This window comes from Klebsiella sp. CN_Kp091 (genome assembly GCF_040065095.1).
Classification (GTDB): domain Bacteria; phylum Pseudomonadota; class Gammaproteobacteria; order Enterobacterales; family Enterobacteriaceae; genus Klebsiella; species Klebsiella aerogenes.
Genome location: NZ_JBEAIO010000047.1, coordinates 47,590 through 73,304 on the forward strand (window position 1 = coordinate 47,590; position 25,715 = coordinate 73,304).

At 58.6% G+C, this 25,715-nt stretch carries 22 protein-coding genes; 13 read left to right on the plus strand and 9 right to left on the minus strand.

Features of this window, described 5'->3' with window-relative positions:
- Positions 1 to 12: 12 nt before the first annotated feature.
- From mtnN to ABLV17_RS19950, 3 genes are read left to right on the plus strand one after another with little or no spacing between them, the layout of a single operon-like run.
- Positions 13 to 711, plus strand: a complete 699-nt coding sequence (mtnN, locus tag ABLV17_RS19940) for a 5'-methylthioadenosine/S-adenosylhomocysteine nucleosidase (RefSeq protein WP_126033713.1) — start codon at positions 13 to 15, stop codon at positions 709 to 711.
- Positions 704 to 1,504, plus strand: a complete 801-nt coding sequence (gene btuF, locus ABLV17_RS19945) for a vitamin B12 ABC transporter substrate-binding protein BtuF (RefSeq protein ID WP_087860848.1) — start codon at positions 704 to 706, stop codon at positions 1,502 to 1,504. The genes mtnN and btuF overlap by 8 nt, the downstream gene beginning before the upstream one ends.
- 34 nt (positions 1,505 to 1,538) lie before the next feature.
- The gene (locus ABLV17_RS19950) at positions 1,539 to 2,162 is read left to right on the plus strand and encodes a TRIC cation channel family protein (RefSeq protein ID WP_087860849.1); all 624 of its coding nucleotides are present in this window, start codon (positions 1,539 to 1,541) and stop codon (positions 2,160 to 2,162) included.
- 79 nt (positions 2,163 to 2,241) lie between these two features.
- Here the strand turns inward: ABLV17_RS19950 and erpA are convergent, their stop codons facing one another.
- Both erpA and clcA read right to left on the minus strand, forming a co-directional pair.
- Positions 2,242 to 2,586 carry an iron-sulfur cluster insertion protein ErpA gene (gene erpA, locus ABLV17_RS19955; RefSeq protein WP_008807363.1) on the minus strand — a complete coding sequence of 115 codons (345 nt, stop codon included), beginning with the start codon at positions 2,584 to 2,586 and terminating at the stop codon, positions 2,242 to 2,244.
- Between the two features lie 81 nt (positions 2,587 to 2,667).
- Entirely contained in the window at positions 2,668 to 4,086 is a 1,419-nt protein-coding gene (clcA, locus tag ABLV17_RS19960) for a H(+)/Cl(-) exchange transporter ClcA (protein WP_113374436.1), read from the minus strand.
- Positions 4,087 to 4,265: 179 nt separating this feature from the next.
- Here clcA and hemL point away from each other — a divergent pair, with 179 nt between their 5' ends.
- On the plus strand, positions 4,266 to 5,546 hold the full coding sequence (gene hemL / locus ABLV17_RS19965; protein WP_045376565.1) for a glutamate-1-semialdehyde 2,1-aminomutase: 1,281 nt from the start codon (positions 4,266 to 4,268) through the stop codon (positions 5,544 to 5,546).
- 204 nt (positions 5,547 to 5,750) lie between these two features.
- Here the strand turns inward: hemL and fhuB are convergent, their stop codons facing one another.
- From fhuB to hrpB, 6 genes are all read right to left on the minus strand, one after another.
- Positions 5,751 to 7,733 (minus strand): Fe(3+)-hydroxamate ABC transporter permease FhuB, encoded by a 1,983-nt coding sequence (gene fhuB, locus ABLV17_RS19970; RefSeq protein ID WP_348854565.1) that lies wholly within the window; start codon positions 7,731 to 7,733, stop codon positions 5,751 to 5,753.
- The gene (fhuD, locus tag ABLV17_RS19975; protein ID WP_271031948.1) at positions 7,730 to 8,620 is read right to left on the minus strand and encodes a Fe(3+)-hydroxamate ABC transporter substrate-binding protein FhuD; all 891 of its coding nucleotides are present in this window, start codon (positions 8,618 to 8,620) and stop codon (positions 7,730 to 7,732) included. Before fhuD ends, fhuB begins: the two co-directional genes overlap by 4 nt.
- The gene (gene fhuC / locus ABLV17_RS19980) at positions 8,620 to 9,417 is read right to left on the minus strand and encodes a Fe3+-hydroxamate ABC transporter ATP-binding protein FhuC (RefSeq protein ID WP_113374432.1); all 798 of its coding nucleotides are present in this window, start codon (positions 9,415 to 9,417) and stop codon (positions 8,620 to 8,622) included. The genes fhuD and fhuC overlap by 1 nt, the downstream gene beginning before the upstream one ends.
- A 45-nt stretch (positions 9,418 to 9,462) precedes the next feature.
- A complete protein-coding gene (gene fhuA / locus ABLV17_RS19985) occupies positions 9,463 to 11,673 on the minus strand; it encodes a ferrichrome porin FhuA (protein WP_087860853.1) in 2,211 nt (736 codons plus the stop codon).
- Positions 11,674 to 11,915: 242 nt separating this feature from the next.
- A complete protein-coding gene (mrcB, locus tag ABLV17_RS19990; RefSeq protein WP_113374431.1) occupies positions 11,916 to 14,468 on the minus strand; it encodes a bifunctional glycosyl transferase/transpeptidase in 2,553 nt (850 codons plus the stop codon).
- Positions 14,469 to 14,838: 370 nt separating this feature from the next.
- Positions 14,839 to 17,268: an ATP-dependent helicase HrpB gene (gene hrpB, locus ABLV17_RS19995; RefSeq protein WP_113374430.1), complete on the minus strand. Its 2,430-nt coding sequence runs from the start codon at positions 17,266 to 17,268 to the stop codon at positions 14,839 to 14,841.
- Positions 17,269 to 17,340: 72 nt separating this feature from the next.
- Here hrpB and thpR point away from each other — a divergent pair, with 72 nt between their 5' ends.
- The 9 genes from thpR to panD all read left to right on the plus strand — a co-directional run bounded on the left by thpR (position 17,341) and on the right by panD (position 24,385).
- Positions 17,341 to 17,877, plus strand: coding sequence for an RNA 2',3'-cyclic phosphodiesterase (gene thpR, locus ABLV17_RS20000; protein WP_087860857.1), 537 nt, complete (start codon positions 17,341 to 17,343; stop codon positions 17,875 to 17,877).
- Positions 17,877 to 18,593, plus strand: a complete 717-nt coding sequence (gene sfsA / locus ABLV17_RS20005; protein WP_045390098.1) for a DNA/RNA nuclease SfsA — start codon at positions 17,877 to 17,879, stop codon at positions 18,591 to 18,593. The genes thpR and sfsA overlap by 1 nt, the downstream gene beginning before the upstream one ends.
- A gap of 163 nt (positions 18,594 to 18,756) precedes the next feature.
- Positions 18,757 to 19,212: an RNA polymerase-binding protein DksA gene (gene dksA / locus ABLV17_RS20010; RefSeq protein ID WP_007373199.1), complete on the plus strand. Its 456-nt coding sequence runs from the start codon at positions 18,757 to 18,759 to the stop codon at positions 19,210 to 19,212.
- Positions 19,213 to 19,271: 59 nt separating this feature from the next.
- Entirely contained in the window at positions 19,272 to 20,153 is an 882-nt protein-coding gene (gluQRS, locus tag ABLV17_RS20015) for a tRNA glutamyl-Q(34) synthetase GluQRS (protein ID WP_113374429.1), read from the plus strand.
- A gap of 119 nt (positions 20,154 to 20,272) precedes the next feature.
- Positions 20,273 to 21,670, plus strand: coding sequence for a polynucleotide adenylyltransferase PcnB (gene pcnB / locus ABLV17_RS20020; RefSeq protein WP_087860859.1), 1,398 nt, complete (start codon positions 20,273 to 20,275; stop codon positions 21,668 to 21,670).
- Entirely contained in the window at positions 21,667 to 22,146 is a 480-nt protein-coding gene (gene folK / locus ABLV17_RS20025; protein WP_348854566.1) for a 2-amino-4-hydroxy-6-hydroxymethyldihydropteridine diphosphokinase, read from the plus strand. Before pcnB ends, folK begins: the two co-directional genes overlap by 4 nt.
- Positions 22,147 to 22,266: 120 nt before the next feature.
- On the plus strand, positions 22,267 to 23,058 hold the full coding sequence (gene panB, locus ABLV17_RS20030) for a 3-methyl-2-oxobutanoate hydroxymethyltransferase (protein WP_087860861.1): 792 nt from the start codon (positions 22,267 to 22,269) through the stop codon (positions 23,056 to 23,058).
- Between the two features lie 11 nt (positions 23,059 to 23,069).
- Positions 23,070 to 23,924 (plus strand): pantoate--beta-alanine ligase, encoded by an 855-nt coding sequence (panC, locus tag ABLV17_RS20035; RefSeq protein WP_213794589.1) that lies wholly within the window; start codon positions 23,070 to 23,072, stop codon positions 23,922 to 23,924.
- 80 nt (positions 23,925 to 24,004) lie between these two features.
- On the plus strand, positions 24,005 to 24,385 hold the full coding sequence (panD, locus tag ABLV17_RS20040) for an aspartate 1-decarboxylase (RefSeq protein WP_087860863.1): 381 nt from the start codon (positions 24,005 to 24,007) through the stop codon (positions 24,383 to 24,385).
- A gap of 34 nt (positions 24,386 to 24,419) precedes the next feature.
- On the opposite strand, the gene ABLV17_RS20045 is transcribed toward panD, so the two are convergent.
- Entirely contained in the window at positions 24,420 to 25,673 is a 1,254-nt protein-coding gene (locus ABLV17_RS20045) for a polysaccharide deacetylase family protein (RefSeq protein WP_213317268.1), read from the minus strand.
- Between the last annotated feature and the right edge of the window lie 42 nt (positions 25,674 to 25,715).

The window sequence follows — 25,715 nt, forward strand, 5'->3', positions numbered from 1 at the left end:
GCGAGTAAATCTATGAAAATTGGCATTATTGGCGCCATGGAAGAGGAGGTTACTCTTCTGCGCGACAAAATCGAGAACCGCCAGACTATCTCTATCGGCGGTAGCGAAATCTACACCGGCCAACTTCACGGTACCGAGGTTGCTCTGCTGAAATCCGGCATTGGTAAAGTGGCAGCCGCCATGGGCGCGACCCTGTTGCTGGAGCGCTGCAAGCCGGATGTGATTATCAATACCGGTTCCGCGGGCGGTCTGGCGCCGACGCTGAAAGTCGGCGACATCGTGGTCTCTGACGAAGCGCGTTATCACGATGCCGACGTCACCGCGTTTGGCTATGAATACGGCCAACTGCCGGGCTGTCCGGCGGGTTTCAAAGCTGATGACAAACTGATTGCCGCCGCGGAAACCTGCATCAAAGCGCTGAATCTCAACGCCGTTCGCGGGCTGATTGTCAGCGGTGACGCATTCATCAACGGCTCGGTAGGGCTGGCGAAAATCCGCCACAACTTCCCGCTGGCCGTTGCCGTAGAGATGGAAGCGACCGCCATCGCCCACGTCTGCCATAACTTCAGTATTCCATTTGTGGTGGTACGAGCAATCTCTGACGTCGCTGACCAGCAGTCGCATCTCAGCTTCGACGAGTTCCTCGCCGTTGCCGCCAAGCAGTCCACCCTGATGGTGGAAAATCTGGTGCAGAACCTGGCGCGTGGCTAAGTCGCTACAGAAGGCGTTAACCGCCCTGCTGTTACTCGCCCCGGCGTGGCTTTTCGCCGCGCCGCGGGTGGTGACGCTCTCCCCGGCCAACACCGAATTGGCCTTTGCTGCCGGCATTACGCCGGTCGGCGTCAGCAGTTATTCCGACTACCCTCCCGCCGCGGCTAAAATCGAACAAGTCGCCAGCTGGCAGGGAATGAACCTTGAACGTATTGTCGCTCTGAAGCCCGATCTGGTGCTGGCGTGGCGCGGCGGCAATGCCGAACGCCAGGTCAATCAGCTCAGTTCACTGGGAATCAAGGTTATCTGGGTCGAAACGGGTTCGATTGAGCAAATCATTAGCGCTCTGCGGATGCTGGCGCCGTGGAGCCCGCAGCCGGAAAAAGCCCGTCAGGCCGCGCAGGCGATGCAAGACGATTACCAGGCGCTAAAAGCCCGCTATGCCACCGTGCCGAAAAAGCGCGTATTTTTACAGTTCGGCGCCAACCCGCTGTTCACCAGCAATAGCGCCTCGATCCAGAATCAAGTATTGAGCCTGTGCGGCGGAGAAAATATTTTTGCCGCCAGCCGCGTTCCCTGGCCGCAGGTCAGCCGCGAACAGGTGCTGTCACGGCATCCGCAGGCTATCGTCATCACCGGCGACGCCAGTAAAATCCCCGCCGTGGATCGCTATTGGCAAAATCAGCTCACAATTTCGCTCATCGCCTTACATAGCGACTGGTTTGAACGCGCGGGCCCACGTATTATCCTTGCCGCAAAACAACTCTGTACTGCGCTTGAGCAGGTAAAATAACCGCCTGGCAGCAGGCTTATAGCGGGAACTGACGATGCTTGTCTATTGGCTGGATATTATTGGCACAGCCGTATTTGCTATCTCCGGCGTATTGCTGGCGGGAAAATTACGCATGGACCCTTTCGGCGTGCTGGTATTAGGCGTGGTTACCGCCGTGGGCGGCGGGACGATCCGCGATATGGCGCTGGCCAATGGCCCGGTGTTCTGGGTTAAGGACCCTACCGATCTGGTCGTGGCGATGGTCACCAGTATGTTAACGATTCTGCTGGTACGCCAGCCACGGCGCATGCCGAAATGGGTACTGCCGGTATTAGATGCCGTCGGCCTGGCGGTGTTTGTCGGCATCGGCGTGAATAAAGCCTTTATTGCCCATACCGGCCCGCTGGTAGCTATTTGCATGGGCGTGGTCACCGGCGTCGGCGGCGGGATTATCCGCGACGTGCTGGCGCGAGAAATTCCGATGATTCTGCGCACCGAAATCTATGCCACCGCCTGCATTGTCGGCGGTATCGTGCACGCGACGGCGCACTACACCTTTCAGCTGTCGCTGGAAAACTCGGCGATGTTAGGGATGGTGGTGACGCTGGTAATACGCCTGGCGGCGATTCGCTGGCACCTCAAGCTGCCGACCTTTGCGTTGGATGATAACGGACGGTAATAAAAGCAAAACGGTAACCTCATGGTTACCGTTTTTCGTATTCGTTGCTCTCTGTGGCAAAGAGCTAGTGTGACTACCTTTAAACGCTGAACGAGGAGCCGCAGCCGCAGGTGCTTTTCGCATTCGGGTTGGTCACGATGAAACGCGAACCTTCCAGACCTTCGGTATAGTCGACGGCGCCGCCAACCAGATACTGCAGGCTCATTGGGTCAACCACCAGGCCGACACCCTGTTTCTCGATAGTCATATCGCCTTCGTTGACCTGATCGTCAAAGGTAAAGCCATACTGGAAACCGCTGCAACCGCCGCCGGTGATGTACACGCGCAGTTTCAGGTTCGGATTGTCTTCATCCGCAATCAGATGTTTTACTTTGTTCGCTGCGGCTTCGGTGAACTCCAGCGGCAACGCTACGTCATCACTCATTTTTTGCTCCCATTAATACTTCCGGCCGATTAAAGAATAACCGGACCTTTTGAGCCATTATCTAATACCCTGGTAAATCGTTCAAGTATTCTCCCGGGGTACCTGCTGCGCTTTCGCCGCCTCTTCGGCCTTCTGTTTCGCCAGAGTACGCTGCAGAATGGTCGAATACAAAGGTTTACCGCCGAGGAACTGCGCCAATAGTGTTGCCCCAAGGCAAGTAATAATCATTGGCAAAATGAGCTGATAGTTATCGGTCATCTCCAGCACCAGCACAATCCCGGTAAGCGGGGCGCGTACCGAAGCCGCCAGCAATGCCCCCATCCCGGCGATAGCGAAGGTACCGGCATCCAGATGATAGGACGGAAACAGCGGGATGGCAGCCATGCCGAATGCCGTCCCCAGCAGCGTGCCGAGCGCCAGCATCGGGGCGAAAATCCCCCCCGGCGCGCCGGAAGAGAAGCACAGCAACGTGGTGATGACGCGCGCAATAAAAATGAACAGCAGCAGCCCAACCGAGAAGTTACCGGCTGCAGCGATGGGGATCAGATTAAAGCCGCCGCCCACCGCCGTTGGCTGCATCAGGCCCAGCAGACCGCACAGCCCGCCGATAAGCCCGCCAATCAACACCCATTTTTTGATATTGCCGCCATGGAGACGCTGGAACATATCCTGCGTCCGCAGCACCAGAGCATTAAACAATGGCCCGAAACAACCGAAGATCATGCCCAGCACCAGATACAACCACAGGGTATTCACCGGCGCATTGCTCAGTTTGCCGACTTCGATAATCGCCCCTTCGCCGTTAAAAATGCGAAATACAATGCTCGACATGATCACGCCGGTAAACACGGCTTTAATCGAAATCAGATTGTAGCGGAACTGCGGGCGCATCTCTTCGATGATAAACAGGATCCCCGCCAGCGGCGCGTTGAAGGCCGCGGAGAGGCCCGATGCCGCACCGGTAGCCAACAGCGTGTGCCGCGCTTCCGGGCTGCGCAGACGAAACACATCCACCACCATGCGCCCAATATTACCGCCAAGCTGCACCATCGGCCCTTCGCGCCCCAGCACCATCCCGGCGCCCAGGGTTCCCATGCCGCCGATGAATTTTACCGGCAGCACGCGCCACCAGCGAACCGGGCGCAGCTCTTCCAGCGCGCCTTCGATTTCCGGAATCCCGGAACCGCCGGCTTCCGGCGCAAAGCGGCGCACCAGAAAATAACCGACCATCGCCAGCAGCGCCGACAGGATAAAGGCCAGCGGCCAGACGAGGTACCAGTGGTCCGCCACCTGCACCAGGGCGCCAATTCGCTGGTTCTGTACCCAGTTCACGCTCTTTTCAAACGCCACGCCCACCAGCCCGGCCAGCGTGCCGACTACCGCCGCCATCAACAATACCGCCAGCGGCGTTTTGTCGCGTTGAATTAACCGGCGGACCGCATCGCTACGGCGCACGCGAACAAACTGATGTGCTTCAAAAGAGGGAGTTTCTGCTTTCATGCCATTATCATTTATTGGTAATACAAATGAGAAGAGAGGCATTCTAGCCGCCTCCGCGCCGCGCGTCGCCAAAAAATTGTTTCGTCTACTTAATGTTTCAATTGGGCAAAACTTTCATAACCTTCATGGAATAACTTAGAATAGCCCGATAACTTTATTCACGAACCAGGATCCTGGCCATGAGCAAATCTGAAAATCTGTATAACGCCGCCCGCGAACTTATCCCCGGCGGCGTCAACTCGCCGGTCCGCGCCTTTACTGGCGTCGGCGGCACCCCGCTGTTTATTGAACGTGCGGATGGCGCCTACCTGTACGATGTCGATGGTAAAGCTTATATCGATTATGTCGGTTCCTGGGGCCCAATGGTGCTGGGTCACAACCACCCGGCCATTCGTAACGCGGTGATTGAAGCGGCAGAGCGCGGGTTAAGCTTCGGCGCGCCAACCGAAATGGAAGTCAAAATGGCGGAACTGGTTACTGAACTGGTACCGACCATGGATATGGTGCGCATGGTAAACTCCGGCACCGAAGCCACCATGAGCGCCATTCGCCTGGCGCGCGGCTTCACCGGCCGCGACAAAATCATCAAGTTTGAAGGATGCTACCACGGCCATGCCGACTGCCTGCTGGTGAAAGCCGGCTCCGGCGCGCTGACCCTCGGCCAGCCGAACTCGCCGGGCGTACCGGCCGATTTCGCGAAGCATACCCTGACCTGCACCTATAACGATCTTGCTTCGGTTCGCGCGGCGTTTGAACAGTATCCGCAGGATATCGCCTGTATCATCGTTGAACCGGTGGCCGGCAATATGAACTGCATTCCGCCGCAGCCGGAGTTCCTGCCGGGCCTGCGCGCGCTGTGTGACGAATTCGGCGCGTTGCTGATTATTGACGAAGTGATGACCGGCTTCCGCGTCGCGCTGGCCGGCGCCCAGTCTTATTACGGCGTGGAGCCGGATCTGACCTGTCTGGGTAAAATCATCGGCGGCGGTATGCCGGTGGGCGCTTTCGGCGGCCGCCGCGAGGTCATGGACGCGCTGGCGCCGACCGGTCCGGTATACCAGGCCGGTACGCTGTCAGGCAACCCTATCGCCATGGCCGCAGGCTTCGCCTGCTTAAGCGAAGTGGCGCAGCCGGGCGTGCATGAAACCCTGACCGAGCTGACCAATCAACTGGCGGATGGCCTACTGAACGCGGCGCGCGAAACCGGGATCCCGCTGGTGGTGAATAATGTCGGCGGCATGTTCGGTATCTTCTTTACCGATGCCGAAACCGTCACCTGCTATCAGGACGTGGTGAAGTGCGATGTTGAACGTTTCAAGCGTTTCTTCCACCTGATGCTGGAAGAAGGGGTTTACCTCGCCCCGTCGGCGTTTGAAGCCGGCTTTATGTCCGTCGCCCATAGCGAAGAGGATATCAACAACACTATCGACGCCGCGCGTCGGGTGTTTGCCAAGCTGTAAGGTACTTGAATGCCTGGTGGCGCAGGGATTTTCCCGGAGGCGGCGCATTGCGCCTTATCCGGGCTACCAAATCGCGCAGAGCCGTAGCCCCGGTAAGCGCTAGCGCCACCGGGGATGTTCCCGGAGGCGGCGCGCTGCGCCTTATCCGGGCTACCAAATCGAGCGGCGCTGTAGCCACCGGGGATGTTGAGACAATCGGGATCGTTAGCGGCTCTGCTTTCTCAGCAAATAGATAAAATACGGCGCGCCGATAAACGTCGATAACAAACCTGCCGGGATTTGGTAAGGGAACATGATCATTCGCCCGCACCAGTCGGCGAACACCAGCAGCATCCCGCCAATCAGCCCGGAAATCACCATATGCGGCATCGTCCGGCGGAATCCCATCATCCTCGCAATGTGCGGCGCCATTAAACCAACGAAACTTAACGGCCCAATGGTTAGCGTCGCCGTTGCCGTCAGGCTCGCCGCCAGCAGCAGCAACCCAATACGCGATGGCGTCAACGCCATCCCTACCGCTCGCGCCGCCTCGCCGCCGAGCGGCAGGATGGTCAGCCAGCGGCGGCAGAGCGGCGCCAGCGCCAATAGCGCCAGCATTACCACCCCGCTACGCAGCACCATCTCCGGCGTCGCGCTATAGGTCGAACCGGACATCCACGTCAGGATCTGCGCCATTCGCGGATCGCCGCTGGCCTGCAACATCATCAATAGCATGGTGAAGGCGGTACTCAACGCCATCCCCGCCAGCAACATCCGGTGCGGCGAGAATCCCCCGCGCCCGGCGGCAACCAGGATAACCAGCAGCGTCGCCGCCGCGCCAAGACTGCCGGCTGGCAGCAGCCAGATAAAGGCGTTGCCCGGCACAAAGAACAGCATCAATACCACGCCAAACGCCGCGCCAGAACTGATACCCAGCACTTCCGGGCTGGCCATCGGGTTACCGGTCAGGCGTTGAATAATGCAACCCGCGACGGCCAGCATCACCCCGGCGAACAGCGCCGAGAACACCCGCGGCCAGCGCCAGGGCATCAATTGCTCCAGCAGATCGCCGCTGGCCCACTGCCACCCCTGCGCATCGCGGCCAAAGGTCAGCGCGGCGGTTACCGCCAACAGCATCAGCGCCAATCCGCCCAGCGCGAACCACTGCACGTTGCGGCGCTCAATCAGCGCTTTATCGCCGCCATTCATCACCGGCGCGCTGATGCTACGCAGCCGCGGCAGCAGCCACAGTAATAAAGGCGCGCCAATCAGCGCGGTGACTGACCCGGTCGACACCTCCCGCCATACCCGGCTGAGCCAGAGAATAATTTGGTCGGAAAGCCACAGGATCAACGCGCCAAGTAGCGCCGCCAGCACCAGCCGCGATAGCAGGCGGCGGGCGCCGAGCATTTTCGCCAGCAGCGGCGCGAACAGACCGATAAAGCCGATAATACCGACCGCGTTGACCAGCAGCGCGCTTATTACTATCGCCAGGGTCAAGACGCCAAGGCGCGCCAGAGAGAGCGCCAGCCCGAGATTCCGCGCCACGCCATCATCCAGCCCCATCAACGTTAACGGGCGTAGCAACAGCAGCGTCAACATCGCGCCGCCAAGCAGCTGCGGCCACAGGCGCTGCGCCACGCTCCAGTCGGTCTGCGTCAACGTCCCGGTACTCCACAGGAACATGCTTTGCAGCTGGTCGTGATGGAAAATCACCATCAGCTGATTGACCGCGCCGCAATAGAGACTCACCACCAGACCGGCCAGAATCAGCGTCACCGGCGACAGACGTTTGCCCCACGAAACGCCGAACACCAGCGCGCCGACCAGACAAGCGCCTGCCAGCGCGGCAAACTGCGACGCCAGCACGCCGGGGATCGCCCATAGCGTCGTCACCGTCATTCCAAGCTGCGCGCCGGTGGCGACGCCGAGCGTGGTCGGCTCCGCCAGCGGGTTACGCAGCACCTGCTGGAACAGTACGCCAACGAGCCCCAGCCCGGCGCCGACCAGCAGCGATACAGCCAGCCTCGGCAGCAGGCTGTAATGGAACAGCATCTGGGCGATATTATCGCTATCCGGCTGCCACAGCGCCTGACGCCACTGCGCGTAAGGTAAAGCAACCTGAAGGTTGATGATGCTCAGCGCGAAAGCGGCAACCAGCAACACGACCAACAGGATAATGGCTAACGGCGAGAAACGCGCGTTCATACCGCCCTCCCCTGCGCATCGGCCAGTACGCGGGCGAAATGCATCGCCGACAGCGTCGCGCCATAGAACCATACCGCCGGAAGGCGCTGGAAACGCCCGGCGCGCACGAAAGGCATCGCCTGCCACAGCGGGGTCGCCATCATCTGGGCCATCTCCCGATCGTTGCCGTGATCGAAACAGATAACATCGGCCTCTTTAAATTCCGCCAGCCGATCGATGCCTACGGTGATACTGCCCCAGAATGCCGCTTCACCGCGCCAGGCGTTTTTGATGCCAAAACGATCGAGCACTTCCTGGAACAGGCAGTTCTCGCCGAATACCAGCACATGTCGGGCATCAAGTAGCGAAATCATCAGCAGCGGGCGATCGCCACGGTCGGCAAATCGCGGACGCAGGCTTTCCATCAACGCGTCGAACTCCGCCAGATGGCGCTTCGCCTGCTGCTGTTTACCCAGCAGATCGGCCATTTCCAGCAGCGAACGCTGAGCCATCGCCAGCGGCCGTTTGCCGTCGCTGAAGGTGAAACCGCGACCGGGCGCGATACGCGCCAGCTTTTCCGGCGACGGGCCATAGCCTGCCGACCAGACGATAAACGACGGTTTCATCTGCGTCAGTAATTCAAGATTGGGTTCAGTGCGCAGGCCGACATCAATCACCGAGGCGGGTAACGCCGGCTCATTGACCCACAGGTTATAGTTGGGAATGTCTGCCACGCCGTAGGGCGTAACGCCGAGCGCCAGCAGCAGTTCGGCCGGCAGCCACTCCAGCGCGACGACGCGCTGCGGGTCAACGTTCGCCGCCTGCGCGCCGCGCATCTGCCACAGCAGCGGCGACAGCGCCATTGCCGTCAACAGGCGCCGGCGTGAGAAGAAGTTCGAATTTTCCATCAATAGACAAAACTTACCGGCGCTGCGCCCGCCGGGTGCGGCAGGATCCCCATCGGGATGCCGTAGATTTGCTCCAGCGTTTCGCTGCGCATCAGCTCCGCGGGCGTCCCCTGGGCGATCATTTCACCGCCGCGCAGCGCGACCAGATAATCGCAATAGCGGGCGGCCATATTAATATCGTGCAGGACCGCGATCACCGTCAGGCCGCGCTGCTGGCTGAGACGATGCACCAGCGCCAGCACATCGACCTGGTGGGCGATATCCAGCGCCGACGTCGGTTCATCAAGCAGCAAACAGCGGCTGTCCTGCGCCACCAGCATGGCGATCCACGCGCGCTGGCGCTCGCCGCCGGAAAGACTGTCCACCAGCCGATGCGCCAGCGGTTTCAGCCCCACCAGCGCAATCGCCTCTTCTACTTTTTGGCGATCCGCCACGCCGAAGCGCCCCAGCGCGCCGTGCCACGGATAGCGGCCAATCGCCACCAGTTCGCGCACCGTCATCCCTTCCGCCGCCGGCAGTTGTTGCGGCAGATAGGCCACTTTGCGGGCAAACGCCTTGCTGCTCCAGCTGTCCAGCGGCTGGCCGTCCAGCAACACATCGCCTTCGGAAGGCGGCTGATGGCGGCCAAGCATTTTCAGTAACGTGGATTTGCCGGAACCGTTATGGCCAATCAGGCCAGTGACTTTTCCTGCCGGGAAGGTCAACGAAAGGGGATGAAGCAGCGTGCGGCCAGGCACGCGAAAGGTCACGCGATTTAACGCAAACGTCGTCTCAGAGTGCGGAGTCTGTTCCTGCATAGCAACAACCTGATATTGGGCGCAGCGAACCGCGCCCGTGAGTAGTTAGAAGCGGAAGGTTGCGGTAGCAACAACCTGACGTTCCGCTCCCCAGTAGCATGCGTACTCGCTATAGCAGCTGGAGACATATTCGCGGTCAAACAGGTTGTTGACGTTGACGCCGACCGAAGACCCCGGCAGACCAAAGCGCGCCAGATCGTATTTCACCGTCGCATCCATCAGCGCATAACCGGCCACATTGAAGGAGTCATTTTTCTTACCGGTGCTGGTGTCATTTTTGTAGTAGCTGACTGTAGAACCGATATAACGCGCGCCCGCGCCAATGGTCAACCCGCTGAGCGCAGTTTCGTGGAAGGTGTAATCCGCCCACAGTGAGGCCATATTACGCGGCACTTCCGCCGGGCGCTTGCCTTCGAAAACGGTGTCGTGGGTGTACTCGGCATCGGTGTAGCTATACGCCGCGGTCAGGTTGATATTGGCATTGACCGCCGCTTTCGCCTCCAGCTCAAAGCCGCGGGAGCGGATTTCACCGGTTTGTACGCTGAACAGTCCGGTCGGATCGTTCGGGTCTGCCGTCAGGTTCTTATCTTTAGTCAGCTGATAGACCGCCGCGGTTACCACCACCGGCATATCTTTCGGCACATACTTCACGCCGGCTTCATACTGCTTTCCGCGCGACGGATCGAACGGCTTGCCGGTGCTATTGGAACCCGATACCGGTTCGAACGATTCGCTGTAGCTGAAGTACGGGGAGATGCCGTTATCAAATAGATAGTTGATACCGCCGCGCCAGCTGAACTGCTGGTCGTGATTCTCCGCCATGCTGCTGGTGGAACGGGTGAAGGTAGACGTGGTGGCGTAATCGTAACGACCGCCTAAGGTCATCACCCACTTATCCCACTCCATCTGATCCTGCGCGTACAGCCCCGTCTGCTCCATACGGTTAAGGACCGCATACGGGAAGTTGACGTTCACGTTTGGATTGCCGTACTGCGGATTGGTCATGCTAATGGCATCGGCCGTACCGTAATCTGCATCAACGTCGTTACGCATCCGCGAGTAGTCGACGCCGGTCAGCAGCGTGTGATTCACCGCGCCGGTGGCGAAATCAGACTGCAGTTGCGTATCAACGGTAAAGGTATTCAGGTGCTCATCGGAACGCACGTAGGCACGATTGATTTTCCCCGGCTCCTGGTAACCATTGCCGTAGACCGAACGATACAGCGTATGCACGTCGGCATAGCGCAGGTTCTGACGTACGGTAAAGGTGTCATCGAACTGGTGGGAGAAACTATAGCCAACCATCTGCTGGCGACGCGCCATCTTGTTATCGGACTCGCCTTCGTTGAAATCGGTCGGCAGCTTGTGGGCCTTACCGTTGGCATCGTAATACGGCACCACGGTGCCTTCACGCGGCAGCCAACCGTAATAGCCGGCATACGGGTCATTCTGGAAGTTGCTGAGGAAGGTGAAATCGGTTTTATCATCCGGACGCCAGCTGAAAGACGGAGCGACGGCGTAACGGGTCGATTTCGCCATCTGCTGCTGCGCATCCTGGCTGCGGCCTAATCCGGTCAGGCGGTAAGACCACACGCCGTCATCATCGATGGCGTCGCTGAAGTCGAAACCGGTTTGCCACAGGTTATCGGTGCCCATCTTAAACTGTACTTCTTTCAGCGGCTCGGTGGTCGGACGCTTGCTGACCATGCTGACGATACCGCCCGGGTTGCTGTTGCCGTACAGCACCGAAGTTGGCCCGCGCATCACTTCCACGCGTTCCAGGAAATACGGATCCATGGAGACTTCAGAGTAGTTGTTACCCTGAAGCTTCATGCCATCCAGATACTGGTTGGTGTTCACCGTGCTGGATGTGGTGAATCCACGAATGGTGACTACATCATAGGTGGTCGAGCTACCGCGGGTAGAGAATACGCTCGGGGTGTATGAGAGCGCTTCTTTAACCGTTGTCGGCTGCTTCATGTCCATCTCTTCGCGGGTCACCACGGAGATAGACTGCGGCGTTTTTTCAATGGGAGTATCGGTTTTGGTCGCCGTGGCGGAACGCTTCGCCGCGATAGTCGGAGCCGGTCCCCAGGCGCTTTCCTGGCTGGCGGGCGCCGCGGTAACGACGAGGGTTTCTTCTTTCGGTTGTTCCGCAGCCTGTGCATAGACAGACATGCCGCTAACCGCCGTGGCTACTACGACTGCGATTTTACGCAGCGAGTGATTTGGCTGAGCAGTTTTAAGACGCGCCATTGGTATATCTCTGATGAAAGTGAATGATAACGTAAACGAGAATTATTATTATGACGGGTGACATAATAGGCGAAACGCGGAATCTAAGGCAAGCGCTATGCCGGGAACGAAATGCCAAGGGATTAATAAATAACCAGACGGTTATTAGGGAGTTATCACGGTGTTACGCAGATGCCCACAATAAAAAAGCCCCTTAATACTTTCGTATTAAGGGGCTGTTCAGACGTTCAGCTTAAACGGTTTTAGTTGCCGCCAAACATATCTTTAATCCAGCCGGCCACGCCATCGCTCTTCTCCTGCTTCGCAGGTTGCTGCTGTTGCTGCTGCGGTTGGTTAGCAGGCTGCTGCTGCCCGGACTGGTTGAACGGGTTATTGGCTTCCTGTTGTTGCTGCTGTTGCTGCTGCAGGGCTTCGCCCTGACGGCACAGCGCATCCGGCGAGGTGGTCCACACCGGCAGGGTACGCATACCGCCGCTGCACTGGAAGTAACCATTACTATCCACGCCCATATCCACCACGTCTTCCGGCGGCGTCAGCGCCAGCGGCGTCGGGGTCTGGTTAGCCAGATAGCGCTGATAAATCGACATCGCGCCGCTGGCCCCGTACAGCTTGGTTGGCTGGTTGTTATCGCGGCCAACCCAGGTAATCGTCACCTGGCTGCCATCGATACCGGCAAACCAGGTATCCACGTTGTTGTTGGTGGTCCCGGTTTTACCCGCCAGATGCAGGCCAGGATACTTGGCGCCAAGCTGACGGCCGGTACCGCGCTGCACCACCTGCTGCATGGTCCACAGGGTCATATAGGCCGCCTGCGCCGGAACGGCGCGTTCCGCCTGCGGGTAGCTCTGGTACAGCACCGTACCATCTTCAGCAATCACGGAACGCAGCGCCGACAGCGTCGCGCGGTTACCGCCGCTGGCGATGGTCTGGAATGCCTGCGCCACTTCGATTGGCGTCAGGTTAAGGGCGCCAAGGATCATCGCTGGAACCGCATTCAGCTGGTCTTTCGGTACGCCCAGCTTCTGCCAGGTATCGGTGATCGCCGGCAGACCCAGCGACATCCCGAGGTTAACCGTCGGCACGTTCATCGAACGGGTCAGCGCATCCACCAGCATCACCTGACCGCTAAAGCGACGATCGTCGTTCTGCGGCGACCAGGTCTGGCCGTTAGCCAGGCGGATCGTCACCGGCGCATCGGCAATCCATGTATTCAGGCGGTACTGGTTCGGCTGGCTCAGCGCGGTCAGATAAGTGGCCGGTTTCGCTAACGAACCAATCGAACGACGCGCCTGCATCGCGCGGTTGTAGCCGGCAAACTGCGGCTCCGCGCCGCCGACCATCGCCCGGACTTCACCGGTAAAGCGGTCGACCACCACCATGGCGGTTTCCAGATCCGGCAGCTTACGCTGTTTCTTCAGTACCGGGATCCCTTCAATGGCCGCTTTTTCCGCCGCCTCCTGAGCTACCGGGTCAAAGGTGGTAAAGATCTTCACGCCGGAGAGATCTTTCACTTTATCGCCCAGTTTCGCCTGCAGCTCCTGACGCACCATCTGCATGAACGCCGGCTGCGGAGAAATCACCCCGCCGCGCGGCTGCACGCCCAGCGGACGCGCGCTCAGCATATCGTACAGCTCCTGGTCGATAACATTCTGCTGCTGCAGCAGACGCAGCACCAGGTTACGCCGCTCCAGCGCCAGTTTCGGGTTACGCCACGGGTTGTAGATTGACGCGCCTTTGACCATCCCGACCAGCAGCGCCTGCTGGTCAAGGCTCAGTTCTTCCACCGGGCGGCCAAAGTAGTAAAGGCTCGCCAGTGGGAAACCGCGGATTTCGTTATCGCCGCTCTGGCCGAGATACACTTCGTTCATATACAGCTCAAGGATACGATCCTTGCTGTAGCGGGCATCGACGATCAGCGCCATATAGGCTTCGTTGGCTTTACGCCAGTAGGAACGCTCGCTGGAAAGGAACAAGTTCTTCACCAGCTGCTGGGTCAGGGTACTCGCCCCCTGCACCGTACGCCCCGCCGTCAGGTTCGCCAGCACCGCGCGGCCCATTGAGTACAGGCTGATGCCGTCATGCTCGTAGAAGTGGCGGTCTTCGGTCGCCAGCAGGGTATCCACCAGCAGATCCGGGAAACCGCTACGCTTAACGAACAGGCGCTGCTCGCCGTTCGCCGACTGCAGCATGGTGATCAGGCGCGGATCGAGACGGAAGAAACCGAACTGACGGTTGTTATCCATATTCTCGATGGTATCCAGATGATCGCCATCAAAGGTCAGACGCGCGCGCACCTGCCCCTCTTTGCTATCCGGGAAATCGAACGGACGACGGATCATCTCGATGCTGTTAGCCTGTACGGTGTATTCGCCAGGACGCGTCATTGCGCTGACCTGACGGTACTGGGTCGCATTAAGCAGGCGCACCATCTCGTTTTTGCTGATCTGCATATCCGGCTCAAGGTTGACCATCCGGCCATACACTGCCGCCGGCAGTTCCCAGACTTTACCGTCAATGCGGCTGCGAATTTTCTGGTCGAGGTAGACGCCATAGGCGGCGATAATTACCGCAAAGACAATCCCCAGCTTGACCAGCAGCCACAGCCAGCTGCGCTTACGACGAGGCTTATTGCCTTTGCCCTTTCCTTTCTTCGGCATCGGTCGTTCATCCTCATAATCGTCATCGTAATCATCGTCGTAGTCCTCATCCCGGACCCGGCGACGGGTGACTTTTTGTTTTGCCGGGCGTGAAGGTCTCCCTTTACGTCCGATAGGCTCGCGGTCATCTCCCGCCATGCTTTTTCTCCGCAACTTTCAGGCGTAAAGGCCTGATTCTCAATACTTCCCCCTTTAGGAGGAAGAAGATATCTCTCAATTTCACACCCGCCGCGCTGCCGCGGCCGACGTCTTTCATATCATCTTCGAAGAATAATTCATTAAACAAATCATATAATTATCTGTTTAAGCTGAAGAATATCTCCGGACATAGCACGAATTGTCCAGGCCACAGAGAATAGCACTAATCCGCGACATTCTTAACCAGCATTTTACAACCGCAAAACGCGATAAACGGTAAAATATGATGTTTTTTAATAACATAAATATTGCGCCGTGTGACTGCGGCCAGCGATTTTCGGAACCGCGCCCACAGCAAGGGCGCGGCGCCTCAGCTGTATTTTTTCGTCCGCCGGGTCGGCGCGGTATTCGCCGGGTCATCCGGCCAGACATGTTTCGGATAGCGCCCCTTCATCTCTTTTTGCACCTCGCGGTACGCCCCTTGCCAGAAGGCGCTCAAATCGCGGGTAATTTGTAATGGTCGCTGCGCCGGCGAAAGTAATTCCAGCACCAGGGGAACCCGCCCTTCGGCAATGCGCGGCGTCGTCGCCTCGCCAAACATCTCCTGCATCCGTACCGCCAGCGCCGGCGGGTTATCTTCATGATAGCGAATGGCGATACGACTACCGGTCGGCACCGTGTAATGGGTCGGCAGCTCGCTATCCAGCTTCTGGCGTAACGTCCACGGCAGCCAGTTTTGCAGCGCCTGCCGCAGGTCCACCGCGTTAAGCGCCCGAAGCGAATGCACGCCGGTCATCTGCGGCAACAGCCATGCCTCCAGCGCAGCCAACAGCGATGCGTCATCAACGGCTGGCCAGCCTGCTTCCGGCAACCACTGCGCGGCGCAGTGCAGACGCAGGCGCAGTTGTTCAGCCTCCGGCGTCCAGTTCAACACCCTGAGCCCTTTATCGCGAATACCGTTGAGCATTGCCTGATGCAGCTCCGCTTCCGACGGCTTCGCCAACGGCTGGGTTTTTATCACCAGTTGGCCAATACAGTTACGCCGCCAGGCTTTTAACGTCCCCTGCGCTTCATCCCACTCCACGGTATCGGAGCGCTGTATCAGCTCAGGGCGCTGCGCGACGAGTTGGTCAATGTTCAGCGGCAGCGCCAGCAAAATTCGCGCATCGGGCGCCGAACTGCCCTGCAGCAGCAGCGGCGCAATTAACCATTCGTGACGGCCGAGCGCATCATCGGCATCCAGCATCGCGCCCATGCCGTTAGCCAACTGATAGCGTCCCTCCTGGCCGCGTCGACGGGCGATACGGTCGGCAAAGGCTGGAGCCAGCAACGCCGCCATCCGCTCAGCATCAGGCTGACCGCCTCGGCTGGCCAGCCGCTTCAATAACTGCTGCGCCCGCTGCTGCCAGTTGCCCTGCTGGCGCGCAAACGCGGCGCCTAAATCGCTGCTGCCGCCGCGCGGCGGCTCCTCAAGAATAGCCGCCAGTTTCGCCGCCGTCGCCGCGTCATCCGCGGAATCGGCCGCCGTCAACATGGCCGCCAGACGCGGGTCATTACCCAGCATCGCCATTTTGCGCCCGTGAGCCGAAAGGCGTTCGCCCTCCAGCGCCGATAACGCCGTCAACAGACGCCGCGCCGCCGCCAGATTTATCGCCGGCGGTAGATCCAGCCAGCGAAGCTCGGCCGGATCGCGGCAGCCCCACTGCAGCAACTCCAGCAGCAGACCCGACAGATCGCTTTGCAGAATTTCCGGATCGCTCTGCGCCGCCGCGCGCTCCGCCTGCTCTTTCGCCAGCAAATGCAGGCAGATCCCCGGCTCCAGACGCCCGGCGCGACCGGCGCGCTGGGTCATTGACGCCTGGCTTATCCGCTGGGTGATTAGCCGGGTCAGGCCGGTGCGCGGATCGAAGCGCGCGACCCGTTCCTGAGCGCTGTCGACCACCAGGCGAATGCCTTCGATCGTCAAACTGGTTTCAGCGATATTGGTCGCCAGCACCACTTTGCGCATTCCGGCAGGCGCCGGGAGAATCGCTTTGCGCTGTTCGCTCAGCGGCAGCGCGCCGTACAACGGGCATAACAGCACATCGCTGGCTACGCGCTCGCTTAATTGTTCCTGTACGCGCTGAATTTCGCCAACGCCCGGCAGGAATAATAGCATCGAGCCCTGCTCCTCACGCAGCAGATCCGCGGCGGCGATCGCTACCGCTTCGGCAAAACGCTGATGGGTCGCTAGCGGCGCAAAGCGACGTTCAACCGGAAACGCACGCCCTTCGGAAACTACCACCGGCGCTTCCGGCAACAGGCGCTGCAGACGATCGTTATCCAACGTCGCCGACATGATCAATAACTTGAGATCGTCACGCAGCCCCTGCTGGACATCCAGCAACAACGCCAGCGCCAGATCGGCCTGCAGGCTACGTTCATGAAATTCATCGAGGATCACCAGCCCCACGCCGGAAAGTTCCGGATCGTGCTGCAAAGTGCGGGTTAAGATCCCTTCAGTGACCACTTCCAGACGGGTATTTGGCCCTATGCAGCTTTCGGCGCGCATCCGGTAGCCTACCGTTTCTCCCGGTTTTTCTCCCAGCAGCTCCGCCAGGCGCTGGGCGACGTTACGCGCCGCCAGCCGCCGCGGCTCCAGCAGAATTATCCGGCCGTCGATGTTGCCGTCGGCGAGGATCTGTAGCGGCAGCCAGGTTGATTTACCCGCGCCGGTAGGGGCGTTAAGCAGCACCTGCGGCGCCTGCTGCAGGGCGGAAAGAAGTTCGGGAAGAATTGCGGCAACCGGCAATGAGGACACGAAAGGCTCCGGAGGTTAACATTCGAGGGCAAGCATTGTAGCATCCCCGTAATTCATTACCGAGTCTCTATCATGTCCGAGCCGAAACGGCTGTTTTTCGCTCTTGAACTGCCGAAAGCGATACAGAAACAGATTATTCACTGGCGCGCCGCCCATTTTTCCGACGATGCCGGAAGGCCGGTCGCCGCCGATAACCTACATCTGACGCTGGCGTTTCTCGGCGACGTCAGCGCTGAAAAACAGCGCGCGCTGTCGGCAATGGCCGGACGCATTCAACAACCGCCATTTACCCTGACGCTCGACGACGCCGGCCAGTGGCTGCGCTCTCGCGTAGTCTGGCTCGGTACCCGCCAGCCGCCGCGCGGCATGCTGCAGCTGGCAAATATGCTGCGCGCTCAGGCGGCGCGAAGCGGCTGCTATCAAAGCCCGCAGCCGTTTCATCCGCATATCACCCTCCTGCGCGACGCCCGCCACGCGGTGCCGATCCCGCCGCCGGGTTTTTGCTGGCAGGTGCCGGTCAACGAATTCGTGCTTTATGAGTCCAGCTTTCTCCGCGGTCGCACCCGCTACAACGTGCTGGAACGTTATCCATTTACCAGGGAACTCTGATGCTGTTCACTCCGCCTTTGCAGTCCGCCACTTTAATTAAACGTTACAAACGGTTTCTGGCCGATGTCGTCACGCCGGAGGGCCAGGAGCTGACGCTGCACTGCCCGAATACCGGCGCCATGACCGGCTGCGCTGCGCCGGGCGATACCGTCTGGTATTCCACTTCCGATAATCCTAAACGTAAATATGCACATACCTGGGAATTAACTGAAACCCAACAGGGCGCGGTGATCTGCGTCAACACGCTGCGGGCCAATACTCTGGCGAAGGAGGCGGTACTCGCCGGAAATATCCCTGAGCTTGCCGGGTATAACATTCTGAAAAGCGAAGTAAAATATGGCGAAGAAAATAGCCGAATCGACCTTATGTTACAGGCAGAAGGCCGCCGTAACTGCTATATTGAAGTGAAATCGGTTACGTTGGCGGAAAAAGAGTACGGTTATTTTCCCGATGCCGTTACCGCACGCGGCCAGAAGCACCTGCGGGAGCTAATGAGCGTCGCGGCCGCAGGCCATCGGGCCGTGATTTTATTCGCCGTGCTGCATTCGGCGATAGACCGTTTCTCACCCGCGCATCATATTGATGCCAAATACGCACAGCTGTTGATAGAGGCGCAGGAAAAGGGGGTAGAAATTCTCGCCTGGAAAGCGGAACTTTCTACCAAAATGATGACTCTGAATAAGCCGATTGCCGTGGCGTTAACCCCCGGTAATTAAAAGGCTAAATTGTGTCCGGTTCGCGAGCGCAAATACGCTTTTCTTCACAGCGTTGTCAAGTGTAACGTTTAGATAATTGCTATCCGGAAAAGCATCTGCTATTTATAGCGGCCTGATTTTTCCCCCACATGGGGATCGATAGTGCGTGTTAAGGAGAAGCAACATGCAAGAAGGGCAAAACCGTAAAACATCGTCCCTGAGTATTCTCGCCATCGCTGGGGTGGAGCCGTACCAAGAGAAGCCGGGCGAAGAGTATATGAACGAAGCCCAGCTGGCGCACTTCAAGCGCATTCTTGAAGCATGGCGTAATCAACTCAGGGATGAAGTGGATCGCACCGTAACGCATATGCAGGATGAAGCTGCCAACTTCCCGGACCCGGTCGACCGTGCCGCGCAGGAAGAAGAGTTCAGCCTGGAACTGCGTAACCGCGACCGCGAACGTAAACTCATCAAGAAGATTGAGAAAACACTGAAAAAAGTCGAAGACGAAGACTTCGGCTTCTGCGAATCCTGTGGCGTGGAGATTGGCATTCGCCGTCTGGAAGCGCGTCCAACAGCTGACCTGTGCATCGACTGCAAGACGCTGGCGGAAATTCGCGAAAAACAGATGGCGGGTTAATCCCAGCTACCTCACTCTCTGGCGGGAGTTTCTCCCGCCTGATTCCCCTTGTGTTTAACATGACCGACTCAGACTATATAGGGCGCTTTGCTCCCTCACCTTCCGGCGAACTCCACTTCGGCTCATTAATCGCCGCCCTTGGCAGCTATCTACAAGCGCGGGCGAAAGGCGGTATCTGGCGCGTACGCATTGAAGATATCGACCCGCCGCGGGAAGTTCCTGGCGCCGCCGACACCATTTTGCGACAGCTCGATCGCTACGGTCTGCACTGGGACGGCGAAGTACTGTGGCAATCCCAGCGGCACGATGCTTATCGCGAACGCCTCGCCTGGCTGCGCGATCGGGATCTTTGCTACTACTGCACCTGCACCCGCGCGCGCATTCACAGCGTCGGGGGGATCTACGACGGTCACTGTCGCGATTTGCGCCTTGGCGCCGAAAACGCCGCGCTGCGCCTGCGCCAGACCCGTCCGGTACTGGAATTTTATGACCAGTTGCGCGGGATCCTCGTCGCCGACGAACCGCTCGCGCGGGAAGATTTCATCATCCATCGTCGCGACGGGCTGTTCGCCTATAACCTGGCGGTGGTGGTTGACGACCATTTTCAGGGGGTCAGCGAAATCGTTCGCGGCGCCGATCTTATCGAGCCAACGGTACGACAAATTTCGCTGTATCAACACTTTGGCTGGCCTGTACCAGACTACGTGCACCTGCCGCTGGCGCTGAATGCCGAAGGTAATAAGCTCTCAAAACAGAACCACGCCCCGGCCCTGCCGGAGGGCGATCCGCGCCCGGAAATTGTGCGGGCATTAACATTTTTGAATCAGGATGTCGTCGAGGATTGGCAAGCGCTGAGTATTGAAGATTTACTCAAACAAGCGGTAGCCAACTGGCAGCCTGCAAAAATCCAGCATTCTCAAATGGCTCCCGCTGAGCTATGATTAGCCGCTATTTTTGCTCGTCGCCCTTCAGGTTGCCCCTGAATTTGCCGTTTAAATGCAACCTGAAGCCCATAGAGTAATGTTTTATCCGAAGTTCGTCTGACACTACGAGGTGCACCATTTTTACCCGAGTCGCTAATTTTTGCCGCAAGGTGCTAAGCCGTGAAGAGCGCGAGGCAGAGGCTGCCGCCGTCGAACAAACGCATATGACGGTGATCCCGCGTGAACAGCATGCAATTTCCCGCAAAGATATCAGTGAAAACGCGCTCAAGGTGCTCTATCGACTGAACAAGGCGGGCTACGAAGCTTACCTGGTCGGCGGCGGCGTTCGCGACCTGCTGCTGGGCAAGAAGCCAAAAGATTTTGACGTCACCACCAGCGCGACCCCGGATCAGGTACGTAAACTGTTCCGCAACTGCCGCCTGGTCGGCCGTCGCTTCCGCCTGGCGCACGTGATGTTCGGGCCGGAAATCATTGAAGTCGCCACCTTCCGCGGCCATCACGAAGGCCACACCAACGACCGCGTCACCTCCCAGCGCGGCCAGAACGGCATGCTGCTGCGCGATAACATCTTCGGCTCTATCGAAGAAGATGCCCAGCGCCGCGACTTCACCATCAACAGCCTTTATTACAGCGTGGCGGATTTCACCGTACGTGACTACGTTGGTGGAATGCGCGATCTGCAGGAAGGGGTAATTCGCCTGATTGGCGACCCGGAAACCCGTTACCGTGAAGATCCGGTGCGGATGCTGCGCGCGGTACGCTTCGCCGCCAAACTCCATATGCGCATCAGCGCCGAAAGCGCCGAGCCAATTCCGCGTCTGGCCGCCCTGCTACACGACGTACCGCCAGCGCGTCTGTTTGAAGAAGTGCTGAAGCTGCTGCAGGCAGGTTATGGTTATGAAACCTATCAACTGCTGCGCGAATACAGCCTGTTCCAGCCGCTGTTCCCGACAATCACCCGCTACTTCACCGAGCGTGGCGATAGCCCGATGGAACGTATCATTATCCAGGTGCTGAAGAATACCGATAACCGCCTGCATAACGATATGCGCGTCAATCCAGCGTTCCTGTTCGCGGTCATGTTCTGGTATCCGTTGCTGGAAATGGCGCAGAAAATCGCGCAGGAGAGCGGGCTGGCCTATTACGACGCCTTCGCGCTGGCGATGAACGATGTACTGGATGAAGCCTGCCGGACGCTGGCAATCCCTAAACGCATCACCACCCTGGTGCGCGACATCTGGCAGTTGCAGCTACGTATGTCCCGCCGTCAGGGCAAACGCGCGTGGAAACTCATGGAGCATCCGAAGTTCCGCGCCGCCTATGACCTGCTTGAACTGCGCGCAGGCGCCGAGAACAACCACGAACTGCAGCGCCTGACCAAATGGTGGGGTGAGTTCCAGGTGGCCGCGCCGCCGGAACAGAAAGATATGCTCAACGATCTCGGCGACGATCCCGCTCCGCGCCGCCGCCATCGCCGCCCGCGTAAACGCGCGCCGCGTCAGGGTAACGCATGACCCTGGTCTATATCGCCATTGGCAGTAATCTCGCCTCGCCGCTCGAGCAGGTGAATGCCGCTATCCGCGCGCTGGCCGACATTCCGGACAGCCGCGTGGCGAGCGTGTCTTCGCTCTACCGTACGCCGCCGCTGGGGCCGCAGGATCAGCCCGACTATCTCAATGCCGCCGTCGCGCTTGAAACCTCGCTCGCGCCAGAAGCGCTGCTCGATCACACTCAGCGCATTGAGCTGCAGCAGGGACGGGAGCGCAAAGCCGAACGCTGGGGGCCGCGTACGCTGGACCTCGACATCATGCTGTTTGGCGATGCGGTCATTAACAGCGAGCGTCTGACGGTGCCGCACTACGATATGAAAAATCGCGGTTTTATGCTCTGGCCGCTGTTTGAAATCGCCCCACAGCTCCACTTCCCCGATGGCCTCGCCCTTCGCGCCGAGCTGGAAAATCTGGGCGCCGAAAAACCCGCTCTCTGGTAACCCCTACTCCCTTTTTTAGCATTTACGGCGATAGTGGTAATCGGTTGCCCAAAATCATTGCCCCCCTGAATGCTGCTGTTAGAATGCCGGTTAATATGACTTTCATCATCAGGAAACGTTATGAAACCGACCACCATTGCCCTGCTGCAGAAATGCAAACAGGAGAAAAAGCGCTTCGCCACTATCACCGCCTACGACTACAGCTTCGCTAAGCTTTTTGCCGATGAAGGCATTAACGTTCTGCTGGTGGGCGATTCGCTGGGGATGACGGTACAGGGCCACGACTCCACGCTGCCGGTGACCGTTGACGATATCGCTTACCACACCCGCGCGGTTCGTCGCGGCGCGCCGAACAGTCTGCTGCTCGCCGACCTGCCGTTTATGGCCTACGCCACGCCGCAGCAAACTTTCGAAAATGCCGCCGTCGTGATGCGCGCCGGCGCCAATATGGTCAAACTTGAAGGCGGCGCGTGGCTGGCTGATACCGTCAGGATGCTGGCGGAACGCGCGGTGCCAGTTTGTGGTCATCTCGGCCTGACGCCGCAGTCGGTGAACGTTTTTGGCGGCTATAAAGTTCAGGGGCGCGGCGATGCGGCGCAGGCGCTGTTCGATGACGCGTTAGCCCTGGAAGCGGCTGGCGCGCAGCTGCTGGTGCTGGAGTGCGTGCCGGTAGAGCTGGCAAAACGCATTACCGAAGCGCTGACGATCCCGGTTATCGGCATCGGCGCAGGTAACGTCACCGACGGGCAAATCCTGGTGATGCATGACGCTTTCGGGATCACCGGCGGCCACATTCCTAAATTCGCGAAGAATTTCCTCGCAGAAGCGGGCGACATCCGCGCCGCGGTACGGCAGTATATTGCCGAAGTCGAATCCGGGGCCTATCCGGGCGAAGAACATAGTTTCCATTAAGGAGTCTTGTTGTGCTGATAATTGAAACCCTGCCGCTGCTGCGCCAGCATATCCGTCGTTTACGCCAGGAAGGCAAGCGCATTGCGCTGGTTCCCACCATGGGCAACCTGCACGATGGCCATATGAAGCTGGTCGATGAAGCCAAAGCCTGCGCGGATGTCGTGGTGGTCAGTATCTTCGTGAATCCGATGCAATTTGACCGCCCGGACGATCTGGCGCGCTATCCGCGCACCCTGCAGGAGGATTGCGAAAAGCTGAACAAGCGCAAGGTCGACTTTGTCTTTGCTCCGGCGCCGGCGGAAATTTATCCGCAGGGTACTGAAGGACAGACTTTCGTTGACGTTCCTGGTCTGTCGACCATGCTGGAAGGCGCCAGCCGCCCTGGCCACTTCCGCGGCGTCTCGACCATTGTCAGCAAACTGTTCAACCTGGTGCAGCCGGATGTCGCCTGCTTCGGCGAGAAAGATTTCCAGCAGCTGGCGCTGATCCGCAAAATGGTCGCCGATATGGGCTACGACATCGAGATCGTCGGCGTGCCGATTATCCGCGCGAAAGACGGCCTGGCGCTAAGTTCGCGCAACGGTTATCTGACCGCCGAGCAGCGTAAAATCGCCCCGGGTCTGTACAAAGTGCTGAGTTCGGTGGCGGACAAACTTGCCGCTGGCGAGCGTAACCTCGAGGAAATCATTGCCATCGCCGAGCAGGAGCTCAACGAATCAGGTTTTCGCGCCGACGATATCCAGATCCGTGATGCCGACACCCTGCTGGAGCTCACGGATGCCAGCAAACGCGCGGTGATCCTGATGGCGGCATGGCTGGGCCAGGCGCGTCTGATTGATAACAAAATCGTCAAGCTGGGCCAGTAGCCTGGAACGAAAAATCGGGTTATTTTCTCAAAGCGGATGCCGTGTCCGCTTTGCTACATAAAGGTTGGAAGGTAGAAGTTATGATGCGTAATATGCTGCAGGGCAAGCTCCACCGCGTTAAAGTCACGCAGGCTGACCTGCATTACGAAGGGTCCTGCGCCATTGACCAGGATTTCCTCGAAGCGGCCGGTATTCTGGAAAATGAAGCCATTCATTTGTGGAACGTGACCAACGGTAACCGTTTCTCGACTTATGCGATCGCCGCCGAGCGTGGTTCGAAGATTATCTCCGTCAACGGCGCTGCGGCGCACTGCGCAAGCGTCGGCGATATCCTCATTATCGCCAGCTTCGTGACCATGTCTGACGAAGAAGCCCGCACCTGGCAGCCGAAGATCGCCTATTTCGAAGGCGATAACGAAATGAAGCGCCAGGCGAAAGCTATTCCGGTGCAGGTCGCCTGATTCTTGCGGCGCTGCGCTCAGCCGCAGCGCCGGTTTACCCTTGCGGCTGATTGCTGATAAGCCGCGACATCGTCTCCAGCGAATCGGTACGCAGGATATACAACCGCTTCAGCAGGAACGGATTATCCCCCGGTTTCACCTTCCCTCTCACCGTCGTTACCGCCAGATGAAAACCGGCATCGTTCGCCGCCTTGACCGCCGTGGCGTTATAGCCGCCGAACGGATACGAAAGATACAGCACGTGCGGGTTAAACTGGCTCAGCGCTCGCCGGGAACGCTCGAAATCAAAGAGAATGTTGTGATAATTCCGGCTGAGTAATATCGGGTGACGGGCGGCATCGACCCGGTGCAGAAAATGGGTATGCGACTGCACATCAAACACGTCCTGAATCTGTCTGAGCTCAGAGATACTCATAAACTGCAGCGATTTCGGATCCCACTTTTGCGGATGACGTTTGATCCGCGACGAGATAATAAATGCCGTAGCGTGGAAGCCGTACTGCTTGAGGATCGGATAAGCGTAGCGATTCACCGACTTGAGGCCGTCATCAAAGGTAATCACCACCGAGCGCGCAGGCAGATTAACCTTGTTACGTAAATACCCTTCCAGTTGATACATCGTCAGCGTGGTATAGCCCTGGTCACGCAGCCAGGTCATCTGGTTACTGAAAGCGCGCACCGAGGTGGTGGTCGAGGTATGGCGGAAACGGCTATTTTCTTCATCACGCAGAATATGGTGATAAGTCAGTACCGGGATGCCATTATCCTCCTGCGCGTCCAGGCTGCTTACCCACGCCAACCGGTTACCGATACGAATTTGATACCAGGTTTGATTAAGGCGGTCTTTCAGCTTGCTGATAATGGGATAGCGCAGGTTATTGGCCAGGGTGCCAAACGGCGGGCTGCCCACTGACGGCGCATCATAAACCGGCGTGTCTTTCCAGGTCAGCAGGTTCTGGTTGCTCAACGGCTGATGTAAATCACCCAGATTATCCTCAACCCGTTTCGCGCCCTGCACCGGCCCCAGATGCCCTTTATCAATAAAGCCAGTACCGAAGCCGAAATTGAATTCATAATAGTCTGCCGTGGTCGGCACCACGGCGAGGATCTGCCCGGCGCGAACGTTGCCGACGCTCACTACATGGTTGCCGACCTGCGCCCAGATATCGGCATCTTCTGTGATTTGCATATAGCGTGCGGGGACGCCCTGTTGGCTGAGCAGGCTGGCGGAAACGCTGACTGACGTCAGCAAAAGGAATAATGTTATGACTCGGGCAAACATGCGCATCGAACCGGTAAACCTGAATGCCGCCATTGTAACAAAAGCGGC

Coding starts and splice junctions, on each gene's coding strand:
- fhuB (WP_348854565.1), bottom strand. CDS start 7,733: ATGAACGCGCGTTTCTCGCCGTTAGCCATTATCCTGTTGGTCGTGTTG.
- mtnN (WP_126033713.1), top strand. CDS start 13: ATGAAAATTGGCATTATTGGCGCCATGGAAGAGGAGGTTACTCTTCTG.
- clcA (WP_113374436.1), bottom strand. CDS start 4,086: ATGAAAGCAGAAACTCCCTCTTTTGAAGCACATCAGTTTGTTCGCGTG.
- gluQRS (WP_113374429.1), top strand. CDS start 19,272: ATGACCGACTCAGACTATATAGGGCGCTTTGCTCCCTCACCTTCCGGC.
- fhuA (WP_087860853.1), bottom strand. CDS start 11,673: ATGGCGCGTCTTAAAACTGCTCAGCCAAATCACTCGCTGCGTAAAATC.
- ABLV17_RS19950 (WP_087860849.1), top strand. CDS start 1,539: ATGCTTGTCTATTGGCTGGATATTATTGGCACAGCCGTATTTGCTATC.
- fhuD (WP_271031948.1), bottom strand. CDS start 8,620: ATGGAAAATTCGAACTTCTTCTCACGCCGGCGCCTGTTGACGGCAATG.
- dksA (WP_007373199.1), top strand. CDS start 18,757: ATGCAAGAAGGGCAAAACCGTAAAACATCGTCCCTGAGTATTCTCGCC.
- sfsA (WP_045390098.1), top strand. CDS start 17,877: ATGCTGTTCACTCCGCCTTTGCAGTCCGCCACTTTAATTAAACGTTAC.
- folK (WP_348854566.1), top strand. CDS start 21,667: ATGACCCTGGTCTATATCGCCATTGGCAGTAATCTCGCCTCGCCGCTC.
- ABLV17_RS20045 (WP_213317268.1), bottom strand. CDS start 25,673: ATGCGCATGTTTGCCCGAGTCATAACATTATTCCTTTTGCTGACGTCA.
- thpR (WP_087860857.1), top strand. CDS start 17,341: ATGTCCGAGCCGAAACGGCTGTTTTTCGCTCTTGAACTGCCGAAAGCG.
- panD (WP_087860863.1), top strand. CDS start 24,005: ATGATGCGTAATATGCTGCAGGGCAAGCTCCACCGCGTTAAAGTCACG.
- panB (WP_087860861.1), top strand. CDS start 22,267: ATGAAACCGACCACCATTGCCCTGCTGCAGAAATGCAAACAGGAGAAA.
- erpA (WP_008807363.1), bottom strand. CDS start 2,586: ATGAGTGATGACGTAGCGTTGCCGCTGGAGTTCACCGAAGCCGCAGCG.
- fhuC (WP_113374432.1), bottom strand. CDS start 9,417: ATGCAGGAACAGACTCCGCACTCTGAGACGACGTTTGCGTTAAATCGC.
- mrcB (WP_113374431.1), bottom strand. CDS start 14,468: ATGGCGGGAGATGACCGCGAGCCTATCGGACGTAAAGGGAGACCTTCA.
- hemL (WP_045376565.1), top strand. CDS start 4,266: ATGAGCAAATCTGAAAATCTGTATAACGCCGCCCGCGAACTTATCCCC.